Source organism: Acidocella sp. KAb 2-4, assembly GCF_020567705.1.
Taxonomy (GTDB): Bacteria; Pseudomonadota; Alphaproteobacteria; order Acetobacterales; family Acetobacteraceae; genus Acidocella.
Genome location: NZ_JAJDJU010000018.1, coordinates 11359 through 23482, shown reverse-complemented (window position 1 = coordinate 23482; position 12124 = coordinate 11359). Strand labels below are relative to the sequence as shown.

Here is a 12124-nt window from a genome sequence, read left to right as displayed (position 1 = left end):
CCGCGCCACCAATTGTTCCATCTTTGTCTCCGAGAGCCGTCATGAAGATCCGTAACTCCTTGAAGTCCGCGAAAATCCGCGACAAGAACTGCCGCGTCGTCCGCCGTCATGGCCGGGTCTACGTGATCAACAAGAAGAACCCGCGCATGAAGGCGCGCCAGGGCTAATCTTCTTTTCCTCACCTCTGGTGGCAAGCAGCCCGGCATTTTGCCGGGTTTTTTGTTGCCCGCCAGGCGGGAGAGTCCCAGGGGGCAGCGCCCCCTGGAGTCGGACCTGGAGCAGTTCAGCCAGCCAACAGGGCCAGCGGGCGCGGCCAGAACATGCCGGCGCGGGCGCGGTAGGCGGCATAGGAAGCGGCAAGGTCGGAGGTCGCGAATTTGCGCTCCTCGCGGGAGGCGGCGTCGACATAGAGCGCGGTCATCACCACCGGGGCGAGCCAGCCGGCCAGGCTGTGCACGGCCAGCGCGGTGCCGAACCAGAACAGCACATAAGCCAGATAGAACGGATGACGGACGTAACGGTACGGGCCGTGCTTGAGCAGGAAGTTCGGGGCGTCGGTGTCGTAGGCCAGGGTCGGCGGGGTGCGGCGGCTGGCCAGGATGGCGGTGGCGAACACGCCGAGCGAGGCGGTGAACAGCACAATGGAGACGAACCATGCCGCGCCCAACCCATGCGCCAGATGCCACAGGAAACCGCCAAACAGCGCCAGGCTGAGCAGGCTGGTGATCTTCATGCCCAGCGGCATGGCCCCGGTGGAGCGGAAATGCCCGCGCACGCCCCAGGAGAAGGCGGCGAAGCAGAGGGTGGCGTCGAGACCGGTGATGACCGTGAAGATGTTGTGCATTTTTCAGAATCTTTCGTGAGATATGGGGATCAGAAGACGTTGACGGTGTCGCCGCGCAGCAGCCCGCCATAAGCGGCCTTGGTGTTGTCATCGGTGGCGACAAAGGGGATGTCGGCCATCAGCCGCTCGTAGCGCTCGCTGGGGCAGGACATCAGGTTGGTCTCGAACTTCACGCCCGCATAGCGGCGCGGGCCGGCGATGTAGCCAAAATGCATGCGCTTATAGAACGGCGTGTGATTACGCCGCACGCAGTTGAGCATCATGTCGGCGCCGGACTCGATGACCAGGAACGAGACGAAACGGTAAAGCACGAAGACCAACTGGTAATCATTGGCGTAATCGGGATGCCGCACGAGGCGGTTGATCTCGGTCAGCTTCGGCGGGCGCCCATGCGTCACCCCGGCGGCCAGCGCCGCCACTTCCTCGGGAAAGATGCGCGAGGCGGGGATATCATCCCACCCGCTCACGGCCGGGTCGTAATCCAGCGTGCACAACCGCACCGAGGCCACCGGCTCGCCGTGTTTGTACACCACCACTGACCGGCTGTTGGGCTTGAGGTCGTCGGCATCCGAGAACACCCCGCCCGGCATCGGGTCGATATAGCCGCCCGAGAGGTAGCTGGCATGGCGGATGCGGTAGGCATCCGCCTTCGTTGCCTCGTCGAGCGCCAGGCGCGCGGTGAGGTCGTCATCCTGCGGCTGCACACGATGGTTACCGCGCACGATGCTTGTCGTCACAACTTGTAAAGAGCTCATTAAGTTTCTCCTTGATTCAACCCAAACAAGAAGAATTAGTAATCATTTCGCCTTCTGGCTGCATCTGTATTTTTTATTGCAGAAAGGCAATTTGTTAGCCGGTTTGGGCAGCAAAACGCTAAGAAAACGCCCAACGCCGTTAACGTGTTCGTTTAAGAATCGTTTCTAAGTTTTTGGTGTTGGCCGTATTCGCCTCAGGGCGCGGATTCGGAGCTGTCCGAATTCGGGTCGGCGAGGCGCGATTTCGCACCCACGCAGGGCTGTGCAGTTTTTTTTGCGGCACCCTGGTCGCCCAGGCAATTAAAGATAGCGTGATGCCGAGAAAGGCGTTACGTAAAGTTGTGCATGCGCGCGGAGAGGCCGACTCGTCGGCGCAGCCAATGACTTTGGAGCGGTTTTTGATCCCTCGTGCTGAGGCGAGTTCTGCTGGTGCCTCTGGTCACTATACGCAGGTGCGGCGTGTGGTGCGCGGTGGTGCGGATATTTGGGGCATCTTGAAACGCCTGACCAGCAGCGCCTCGGTGCCGCCGGAGTTGGCCGAGCGCCTGCTGCTCGATCAGGCCAAAGACTTCAGTTACATCATGGGGGCGATCACGCTGCTCGGCGTCAACACCGTCGGGCTGCTGTTTTTCGACTTCCTGCACGACCGCACCGCGCCGTTCCGGCATGTCGCGATGGCGCTGGTGGTGCTTTGCTATGGCGCATTGCTGCACAATGCACGGCGGTGGTTGCGCATGATCGCGCCCGGCGCGCGGGAGGCCAAAGCCTATTTCGCCACCATGGTGCGGCTGCTGGTGGTGCTCGGCGCGCTGTGGTCGGTCATGCTGTTCGTGCTGGTGCGCGAGGCCAATCCCGGCCAGCTCTCGCTGCTTTACGGCATCATGGTCGGCTGTCTGGCGACGCCGGTGATGGTGTCGCCCGCGATTTGCGGCATCGCCTATTGGGCGCCGGTCTCGGTCGGCATTCTGATCGCGCTGATCTCCGCTGGGCGGATGGACGCTTATGCCCTGCTGGATCTGTTCGCCTTCATCCTGCTAACCGGCTTCTGCATGCTCTACATCAACCGCCGGCTCAATGAGCGCGCGCTCGGCGCCATCCGGCTCGAGGAAAACGCTGAACTCATCAAGCTGCTGCTGCGCGATTTCGAGGAGAGCGCCTCCGACTGGCTCTGGGAGACCAACGCCGCGCTGGAGTTGCAGCCGGCGAGCCAGCGCCTTGCCCAAGTGGCGCGCCGCCCGGCCGAGCAACTGCGCGGCGTGTTTCCCGATGTGCTGCTCGGCGCGCCGGCGCAGGCCGCGCAACCAGGCTCGGCGCTGGAAAAGCTCCGCCACGCGATCGCCGAGCGCTCGCCATTCCGCGACCTCGTGGTGCCGGTCGTGGTGAATGGTGAGGAGCGCTATTGGTCGCTCACCGGCAAGCCGATTCTCGACAAGCAGGGCCGCTTCGCCGGGTATCACGGCGTGGGGTCTGATATGACCGGCCAGCGCCGCCAGCAGGAGCAGATCTCGTTCCTCGCCCGGCATGACAGCCTGACCAAGCTGCCCAACCGCGTGCTGTTCTCCGAGGCGCTGCACAGCGCCTGCGACCATTGCCAGACCAGCGGCTTCGCGCTGCTCTGCCTCGATCTCGATAATTTCAAGCTGATCAACGACACGCTCGGCCACGCCACGGGCGATGCCGTGCTCGTCGCCGTGGCCGAGCGGCTGCGCGGCGCGATCCGCGAGTTCGACATGGCCACCCGCCTGGGCGGTGACGAGTTCGCGGCGATTCTGGTGACAGACCAGGCCGACGAAGCCGCGACCGTGGCGCGGCGCATCATCGAGCGCATGGCCCGGCCCTTCCAGTTCGACGGCAAGCTGGTGCAGATCGGCGTCAGCATCGGCATTGGCATCGCGCCGCGCGATGGCGACACCCCCAACCAGCTGATGAAAAAAGCCGATCTCGCGCTCTACCGCGCCAAGGCCGATGGGCGCGGCACGGTGCGCTTCTATGACCCGCAGATGGATGAGCGCGTGCAGGAGCGCCGCAAGCTGCTCTCGGCCCTGCGCCATGCGGTGGCGCATGACGAGCTGCGGCTCGACTTCCAGCCGGTGATCGACATGCAGACCCAGCGCATCATCGGCGCCGAGGCGCTGGTGCGCTGGCAGCATCCCGAACTCGGGCTGCTCGGGCCGGCTTCGTTCATTCCTCTGGCCGAGGAAACCGGGCTGATCCATGAGATCGGCGATTGGGTGCTGAGGGAAGCCTGCGCCAGCGCCACCACCTGGCCGCTGCCGGTGATGGTGGCGGTGAATCTCTCGCCGCTGCAATTCCGCGATGGCGAGGTACTCACCTCGATCGACAAGGCGTTGAGCAGCTCCGGCCTGCCCGCCACGCGGCTGGAGGTGGAGGTCGTCGAGTCGGTGATGCTGGAAACCAGCGCCGAGACCGAGAAGCTGCTCTGGAGCCTGCGCGAGCGCGGTGTGCAGATCGCGCTCGATGATTTCGGCACCGGCTATTCGTCGCTCTCTTATCTGCGGCGCTTCCCATTCCATAAAATCAAAATCGACCGTTCCTTCATCCGCGACCTCGGCCCCGCGCAGGATGGCAGCGCCATCATCCTCGCCATCATCGGGCTGGCGCAGCGGATGAGCATGCAGGTGACGGCGGAAGGCGTGGAAACGCCGGAACAGGCGGCGCTGCTTGCCGCCTATGGCTGCACCCAGGCGCAGGGTTATCTGTTCCACCACCCGCTGCCCCCGGCGGAGTTCGCGCGCGTGCTAGCGCAGGACACGCCTTACCCCTCCGGCGCTCCCGGCCCCTGGGATGGCGTGACGCCGTAACTCCCCCCTCTTGGCCTCGCCGCGCGGCAATGGCTAAATGCCGGGTTTATGAATGATGCTGCAGGCGCTTCCCCCGCAATGGCCCAGTGGTTCGCCATCAAGGCGAAACACGAGGACGCGCTTTTGTTTTTCCGGATGGGCGATTTCTACGAGCTGTTCTTCGCCGACGCGCAGGCGGCGAGCGCGGCGCTGGACATCGCGCTGACCGCGCGCGGCCAGCACCAGGGGCAGCCGATCCCGATGTGCGGCGTGCCGGTAAGCCAGGCGGAGATGTATCTGGCGCGGCTGATTCGCCGGGGCTTCCGGGTCGCCATCGTTGAGCAGCTCGAAGACCCGGCCACGGCCAAGGCGCGCGGCGCCAAGGGGCCGCTGAAGCGCGACGTGGTGCGCCTCGTCACCCCCGGCACGCTTACCGAGGAGGCGCTGCTGGAAGCCGGGCGGGCGAATTTCCTGGCCGCCATCATGCCGCAGGACGGGCAGATCGGCATCGCCTGGGCGGATATCTCGACCGGGCTGTTTGAGACCGAGGCCACCGACGATGCCGGGCTGACGGCGATCCTGGGGCGGCTGGACCCGGCGGAGATCCTGGCCGGGGCGGAGATCCCGCTAGGGCCGTTCGCGGCGCGGCGGGTGGAGACCGGGCGGCTCGCCATCACCACCCCAGCCACGGCGGAGGCGGCGCGGCGCGAATTGGCGCAGCGCTTCGGCGCCGCCAGCCTGGAGGCGTTCGGCGAGTTCTCGGGCGCCGAGGCCATGGCCGCCGCGCTGGTGCTGGCCTACATCACCGCCACCCAGATGGGGGCGACGCCCCGGCTCTCGCCCCCGGCCAGCGCCGGGGTGGCCGGGCAGCTGGCCATGGACGCCGCCACCCGCGCCAGCCTGGAACTGCTCGCCGCCCGCGGCGGCAGCGAGGCGGGGAGCCTGCTCGGTGCAGTGAAGCGCACGGTGAGCCCGGCCGGGGCGCGGCTGCTGGCGGGCTGGATCGGCGCGCCGCTGAACCGGCTGGAGCCGCTCTTGGACCGCCAGGCCGCATGGCTCGCCCTGCGCGACAGCGACACCGCCGCCCCGGTGCGCGCGGCGTTGCGCGGGGCGCCGGACATGGCCCGCGCGCTGGGGCGCATCGCGCTGGGCCGGGCCAGCCCGCGCGACCTCGCGGCCATCCGCGCCGGGCTGGAGGTGGCGCAAGCGCTGACCCCGCTGCTGCCGCCGGGCACCGCGCTGCTGGATCAGGCGATCGCCGCGCTCACCCCCGCACCGGCGTTGCTGGACACGCTGCGCCGCGCTCTGGCCGAGCCGGCGCCGCTGAAGCTGGAGGATGGCGGCGTGATCGCGCCCGGGTTCGACGGTGAATTAGACGGCGAACGCGCCCTGCGCGACGATACACGGCGGGTGATCGCGGAATTCCAGACCGAGCTGGCGCAGCGCTATGGCGTGGCCTCGCTGAAAATCCGCCACCATGCCCAGCTTGGCTATGTGCTGGAAGCGCCGGCCGCCGCCGTGGAGACCCTGCGCGCCCATCCCGAATTGCTGCTGCGCCAGGGCATGGCCAATGGCGCGCGCTTCACGCATCCCGAGCTTTCGGCGCTGGACCAGCGCATCACCGAAGCCGCGTTCCGCGCCGCCGCGCGCGAGAAGCTGGTGTTCAACTGGCTGATCCGGCAGGTTTTGGAGGCCGCCGCGGCGCTGGCCGCCTGCGCCGAGGCGCTGGCGCTGGTCGATGTGCTGCAATCGGCGGCGCATCTGGCGCTGGGCGGGCGCTATTGCTGCCCGGAGCTGAGCGCGGATGAGGCGTTCAGCATCGAGGCCGGGCGCCATCCGGTGGTGGAGGCGGCGCTGCCGCCGGGCACGAGCTTCATCCCCAATGGCTGCGGGCTCGACCCGGGGCAGCGGCTGATGCTGCTCACCGGCCCGAACATGGCGGGCAAATCCACCTTCCTGCGCCAAAACGCGCTGCTGGTGGTGCTGGCCCAGGCCGGGCTGCCCGTGCCGGCAGAGGCGATGCGCCTCGGCCTCGTGGACCGGCTGTTTTCGCGCGTGGGCGCGGCGGATGATCTCGCCTCGGGGCGCTCGACCTTCATGGTGGAGATGATCGAGACCGCCGCCATCCTGCATCAGGCAGGGCCGAAGAGCTTTGTCATCGTCGATGAGATCGGGCGCGGCACCGGCACGCGCGACGGGCTGGCGATTGCCCAGGCGGTGCTGGAGGCGCTGCACAATAACAACCGCTGCCGCGCCATATTTGCCACACATTTCCATGAATTATACATGCTGGCCGAGGCTTTGCCGCGGTTGAAACCGCATACCATGCGGGTGAAGGAATTCCGGGGCGAGGTTGTATTCATGCACGAGGTCGTGACGGGGGCGGCGCAGAAGAGCTGGGGCGTACACGTGGCGCGCTTGGCCGGGGTGCCCGAAGCCGTGGCCAAACGCGCGGAAACCCTGCTGAAAGCCGCCGAACGGGGCAGCCTGGCCGCGGCCCCGCTGCCGCTCTTCGCCACCGCGCCCGCGCCTGAACCCGCCCTGGAACCCGACGCTCCCCTGGCGGAAACGCTGCTGGCGCTGGACCCCGACGCCATGACCCCGCGCGAGGCGCTGGACGCGCTCTACCGGCTGCGCGCCGAGGCGCTGAAAACGCAGCCCGCGCAAAATTGAGGGTTGAGTGAAAACTAACACGTTCCCACGCCGGATGGATTGATCTACCGTGTTCGACATGCCTGCTGCCCGGAAAAAGCCCGATATCGCCGCCGCCCTCGCCGAACTGCTCACGCCGCCAGAAGCGCCGGGGCGGGACGAGGCGCTGGCTCTGTTCCGCCGCCAGCTCGGCCGGGTGCAGGGGCATGTGCAGCAAAGCTTCGAACAAGATGGGCTGAACGGCCTGCTCGCCGCGCGGCTGCATGCCGGGCTGATGGATGAGCTGATCGGCGCGCTGTTCGCCTACACGCTCAAAGCACTGCCGCTGGCGCCGCAGGACCGGCTGGCAATGGCCGCCACCGGCGGTTATGGCCGCGCCACCCTGGCGCCGTTCTCCGATATCGACCTGCTGTTCCTGTCGCAGGAACAGCCCTCCCCGGCGCTGGAAAAGGCGGTGGAGTTCATCCTGTATTTCCTCTGGGATCTGGGGCTCAAGGTCGGCCATGCCACGCGCTCGATCGCCGATTGCCTGACCGAGGCGAAAGGCGATGTGACCATCCGCACCTCGCTGCTCGACGCCCGCTGCCTGTGCGGCGACCGCGCGCTGTTCGCCGAATTCCAGACGGCCTTCCGCGAGGATTGCGCGGCTGACGGGCCGGGCGAGTACATTACCGCCAAACAGGCCGAGCGCGCCGCGCGCCACCGCCGCTTCGGCGAGACGCCATTCATGGTCGAGCCGAATGTGAAGGAGGGGCGCGGCGGGCTGCGCGATTTGCAGACGCTGTATTGGCTGGCGCGCTACGTGTTCAACACCTTCGCCATGACCGAGCTGGTCGGCAAGGACGCGCCGGGCGGCGGCATCCTCACCGCCGCCGAGGCCAGAGCCTGCAAGCGGGCCTGGGAATATCTGTGGACCGTGCGCTTCCACCTGCATTACGTCGCCGGGCGGGCCGAGGAGCGGCTGACCTTCGACCTGCAACCCGTGGTGGGCGGGCGCATGGGCTATACGCGCCATGGCCGGCAAAACGGCGTGGAGCGCTTCATGCGCCATTACTTCCTGATCGTGCGCGAAGTGGCGCGGGTGACGGCGGTGCTGGAGCCAGCGCTGGTGCGCGCCGCCCTTGGCCCGCCCGCGATCGCCGCCGAAACCGATGCGGCGCTGATCGAGCAGGGCTTCGTGCTGGCCGACGGCAAGATCCTGTTCGCGCCGGGGCATGACCCGGCCACCGATCCCTCCAGCGTGTTCCGCATCCTGATCTGCGCGCGCGACCGCAAGCTGGAGCTACACCCGCTGGCGCGGCGCACGCTGATCCGCTCGGCTCCGCTGGGGCAGGAGCTGCGCGGCGACAAGAAAGCCGCAGCGATGTTCATGAACCTGCTCTGCGGCTCGCAGGAGGCGGGGCACGACCCGGATTGCGATTCCGCCACCTGGATGGCGATCCTCAACGAATCCAGCATTCTCGGGCGCTATCTGCCGGATTGGCGGCGCATCGTCGGGCAGATGCAGTTCGACACTTATCACGTCTACACGGTGGACGTGCATACGGTGCAGTGCATCCGCAACCTCAACACCATCGAGGCGGGCACGCTGAAGGAGATCGCGCCGGTCGCCTCCGACCTGATCGGGCAGATCCAATCCCGCCGGGCACTGTATGTGGCGATGATGATGCATGACATCGCCAAGGGCCGGGGCGGCGATCATTCGGTGCTGGGGGCGGAGCTGGCGCTGCATGTCGGCCCGGCGCTGGGGCTGAGCGCCGAGGAGACCGAGATGGTCTCCTGGCTGGTGCTGCACCATCTGCTACTGAGCCAGACCGCGTTTTCGCGCGATATCGACGATCCGAAGACGATCCTCGACCTTGCCGACACCATCCAATCGCCCGAGCGGCTGCGCCTGTTGCTGGTCCTGACCGTCGCCGATATCCGCGCCGTGAGCCCGAAAGTGTGGAATGGCTGGAAGGCGACGCTGCTGCGCGAGCTGTATGCGCGCGTGGCCGAAGTACTGGAAGGCGGGCTTTCGACGACCGAGCGCGATATGCGTATCGCGCGGGTGAAGGAGGTCGTGGCCGAACTGCTCGCCGACTGGCCGGCCGAGGAGCGCGAGGAATTTCTCTCGCTCGGCTACCCCAGCTATTGGCTCGGCTTCGACCCGGAGAGCATCGAGCGCCATGGGCGCATGATCCGCGACGCCAAAACACGCCACGCGCCGCTCACCGTGTTCACCGAACCCCTGCCCGCCCGCGCGGTGACCGAGGTGGTGGTGTACACCGCCGACCATGCCGGGCTGTTCAGCCGCATCGCCGGGGCGCTGGCAATCGCGGGGGCCTCGATCGTGGACGCGCGCATCCACACCCTCACCGACGGCATGGCGCTGGATACGTTCTGGATTCAGGACGCCAATGGCGGGCCGTTTGACACGCCGCACCGGCTGGCCAGGCTCGCCGCGCTGGTGGAGCAGGCGCTCTCGGGCCGGTTGCGGCTGGCCGAGGAAATCCGCAAGGCGACCCGCAGCGTGGTGCAGGCGCGCATGCGCGCGATCCATGTGCCGCCGCGGGTGGTGGTGGATAACCGCGCCTCCAACCGCCATACGGTGATCGAGGTGAACGGGCGCGACCGCCCCGGCCTGCTGCATGATGTCACCGCCGCGATTTCGGCGCAGGGGCTGCAGATTGCCTCCGCCCATGTGACCACTTACGGCGTGCGCGCGGTGGACGTGTTTTATGTGAAGGACGTGTTCGGCATGAAGGTGGAGAATGAGCGCAAGCTCCACCAGCTCCGCCAGGCGTTGCTGGAAGCCCTGAACCTGGCGCTGGACGAACCGCCGCCGCCCAGCGCCAGAAGCGCCGCCACCGCCGCCTGAGCCGACGCCGGAAATTCATATACACGGCGCCAGCCGGGCCTGTTACTGTTACGGCTCGACAACCGTGACAGGGAAGGACCGGGCATCATGGCGCAGGCGGCACAGCAGGATTTCATCGGCGCGGTGAAGAGTTGCCTCAGCAAATATGGCGATTTCTCAGGCCGGGCGCCGCGCACCGAGCTGTGGTGGTGGGTGCTGTTCGTGCTGTTGCTCGATATCGGCGCCAGCCTGATCGGGGTGGCGCTCGATTCGGGCGCCGAGGGCGGGCATGTATATGTGATGGTGCTGCGCGGCTTGGCGTCGCTGGCGGTGCTGCTGCCGGGCTTGGCGGTGGCGGTACGGCGGCTGCATGATATCGACAAATCCGGCTGGTGGCTGCTGATCGGCATCATTCCGTTTTTCGGCGCCCTGGTGCTGCTGATTTTTTATTGCCTGCCCGGCACGCGCGGCGCGAACCGCTTCGGCCCGGACCCGCTGACACAAGCGGTTTGACAGCGGCGCAAAACCAGCCAAAGGCAAGACCATGGCCAAACTCTCGTTCTCGCGCCTCGGCTTCATGCTGTGCGCCTTTTTGCTGCCGGGGCTGATCGGCACGTTCGCCAGCTTCTCGATCCCCGCCCCGGTGATTGACGAGCAGCACCAGCAACAGGCGCTGGATGCCGTGCTCGCCGCCCCCGATGCCAGCGCCCAGGCGGCGGCGATCACCGCGCTCGCCGATCAGGTGGACCCGGATACCGCCGCGATCGTGAGCAATGGCACCGCGCCATTGGCTGAGCGTGTGGCGGCGGCGGAGCGCAATATGCGCGCCGAGGTCATCGCCCAGGCCCGGGCCGAGGCGTATAAAATCCGGCTGATGGTGATCACCATGACCGTGCTGGGCGCGGTGTTCGGCGTGTTACTGATGGGGCCAGAGAGAAAATGACGGAACATGTGAAATCCTATTACGCGGCCACGGCCAATAAGCAGGATGCGCGCCCACCGCTGCAGGGCAGCGTCAACGCGGATGTGTGCATCGTCGGCGGCGGGTTCACGGGCATCGCGGCGGCGCTGGAACTGGCCGAGCGCGGCGTTTCGGCGGTGGTGGTGGAGGCTGTGCGCGTGGGCTTTGGCGCCTCGGGCCGCAATGGCGGGCAGATCGTGAACGGTTATTCGCGCGATCTGGACGTGATTTCGGCACGCTACGGCGAGAAGGCCGGGCGGCTGATCGGCGGGCTGGCCAATGAGGGCGGCGACATCATCCGCGCGCGCATCGCCAAATATGGCATCCAGTGCGATTTGCAGCCCGGCATGCTGGCGGTGGCGATGACACCTAAGCAGATGCGCGAGTTGGAGCACCATGTGAAGGTGTGGAACAGCTTCGGGCATGACCAGTTCGAGCTGCTCGACAAGCCCGGCCTCGCCCCGCATGTGGTGACGGAGCGTTACGCCGGCGGGCTGATCGACAAGAAGGGCGGGCATATCCACCCGCTCAACTTGGTGCAGGGCGAGGCGGCGGCGTTCGAGTCGCTGGGCGGCACGATCTATGAAAACTCGCCGGTAATCGCCATCGACATGGACAACGCCGTGGTGCGCACCGCAGCCGGCGAGGTGCGGGCGAAGCAGGTGTTTGTGTGCGGCAACGCCTATCTGCACAATGTGCTGCCCAATCTCGAAGGGCGGATCATGCCGGTCTCGACCCAGGTGCTGGCGACCGAGCCGCTGGGCGAAACGGCGCGGCGGTTGCTGCCCTCCAATGTATGCGTGGAGGATTGCAACTACGTGCTGGATTATTTCCGCCGCAGCGCGGATGACCGCATCCTCTACGGCGGCGGCATCAATTATGGCGGCGCCGACCCGGCCTCGATCCGCGATGCGATCCGCCCGAAGATGCTGAAGACCTTCCCCAGCCTCAAGGATGCGCGCATCGACTTCACCTGGAGCGGCAATTTCGCGCTCACCCTCACGCGGTTTCCGCAGATGGGCAAGCTGGCGCCGAAAGTGTTCTTCTCGCATGGCGATAGCGGGCACGGCGTAACCACCACGCATCTGCTCGGGCGCATTCTGGCCGAGGTGGCGGCGGGCGACACGGCGCGCTTCGATGTTTTCGCCAGCCTGCCCTATTTCCCCTTCCCCGGCGGCAAGACGTTCCGCGTTCCGCTGACCGCGCTGGGCGCCTGGTATTACCAGTTGCGGGACCGGCTGGGGATCTAACTTCCCCAAAGCCCCGGAATCG

The 12124-nt window shown here is 66.8% G+C and carries 8 protein-coding genes and 1 pseudogene; 7 read left to right on the top strand and 2 right to left on the bottom strand.

Annotation, left to right across the window (positions count from 1 at the left end):
- Nucleotides 1-41 precede the first annotated feature (41 nt).
- Nucleotides 42-167 carry a type B 50S ribosomal protein L36 gene (gene ykgO / locus LI953_RS11650; RefSeq protein WP_183266312.1) on the top strand — a complete coding sequence of 42 codons (126 nt, stop codon included), beginning with the start codon at nt 42-44 and terminating at the stop codon, nt 165-167.
- 116 nt (nt 168-283) lie between these two features.
- On the opposite strand, the gene LI953_RS11645 is transcribed toward ykgO, so the two are convergent.
- The gene (locus LI953_RS11645; RefSeq protein WP_227076254.1) at nt 284-844 is read right to left on the bottom strand and encodes an isoprenylcysteine carboxylmethyltransferase family protein; all 561 of its coding nucleotides are present in this window, start codon (nt 842-844) and stop codon (nt 284-286) included.
- Between the two features lie 29 nt (nt 845-873).
- Complete coding sequence (locus LI953_RS11640; protein ID WP_227076253.1) at nt 874-1599, bottom strand: N-acyl amino acid synthase FeeM domain-containing protein; 726 nt, start codon at nt 1597-1599, stop codon at nt 874-876.
- A 494-nt stretch (nt 1600-2093) separates the two neighbouring features.
- Between LI953_RS11640 and LI953_RS11635 the strand changes: the two genes are divergently transcribed.
- The 6 genes and pseudogenes from LI953_RS11635 (at nt 2094) to LI953_RS11610 (ending at nt 12102) form a co-directional block, all read left to right on the top strand.
- Complete coding sequence (locus LI953_RS11635; RefSeq protein ID WP_227076252.1) at nt 2094-4421, top strand: bifunctional diguanylate cyclase/phosphodiesterase; 2328 nt, start codon at nt 2094-2096, stop codon at nt 4419-4421.
- A gap of 78 nt (nt 4422-4499) precedes the next feature.
- Entirely contained in the window at nt 4500-7073 is a 2574-nt protein-coding gene (mutS, locus tag LI953_RS11630; protein ID WP_370635797.1) for a DNA mismatch repair protein MutS, read from the top strand.
- Nucleotides 7074-7131: 58 nt separating this feature from the next.
- A complete protein-coding gene (locus LI953_RS11625) occupies nt 7132-9912 on the top strand; it encodes a [protein-PII] uridylyltransferase (RefSeq protein WP_227076250.1) in 2781 nt (926 codons plus the stop codon).
- 135 nt (nt 9913-10047) lie between these two features.
- A pseudogene (locus tag LI953_RS11620) lies at nt 10048-10404 on the top strand (DUF805 domain-containing protein); the annotation flags it as partial.
- Between the two features lie 31 nt (nt 10405-10435).
- Entirely contained in the window at nt 10436-10834 is a 399-nt protein-coding gene (locus LI953_RS11615; protein WP_227076248.1) for a hypothetical protein, read from the top strand.
- The gene (locus LI953_RS11610) at nt 10831-12102 is read left to right on the top strand and encodes an FAD-binding oxidoreductase (protein ID WP_227076247.1); all 1272 of its coding nucleotides are present in this window, start codon (nt 10831-10833) and stop codon (nt 12100-12102) included. The genes LI953_RS11615 and LI953_RS11610 overlap by 4 nt, the downstream gene beginning before the upstream one ends.
- Nucleotides 12103-12124 lie beyond the last annotated feature (22 nt).

Bases quoted from the DNA above. Each gene is read 5' to 3' on its own strand.
- mutS (WP_370635797.1), top strand. From the start codon at position 4,500: ATGGCCCAGTGGTTCGCCATCAAGGCGAAACACGAGGACGCGCTTTTG.
- LI953_RS11610 (WP_227076247.1), top strand. From the start codon at position 10,831: ATGACGGAACATGTGAAATCCTATTACGCGGCCACGGCCAATAAGCAG.
- LI953_RS11625 (WP_227076250.1), top strand. From the start codon at position 7,132: ATGCCTGCTGCCCGGAAAAAGCCCGATATCGCCGCCGCCCTCGCCGAA.
- LI953_RS11640 (WP_227076253.1), bottom strand. From the start codon at position 1,599: ATGAGCTCTTTACAAGTTGTGACGACAAGCATCGTGCGCGGTAACCAT.
- ykgO (WP_183266312.1), top strand. From the start codon at position 42: ATGAAGATCCGTAACTCCTTGAAGTCCGCGAAAATCCGCGACAAGAAC.
- LI953_RS11615 (WP_227076248.1), top strand. From the start codon at position 10,436: ATGGCCAAACTCTCGTTCTCGCGCCTCGGCTTCATGCTGTGCGCCTTT.
- LI953_RS11645 (WP_227076254.1), bottom strand. From the start codon at position 844: ATGCACAACATCTTCACGGTCATCACCGGTCTCGACGCCACCCTCTGC.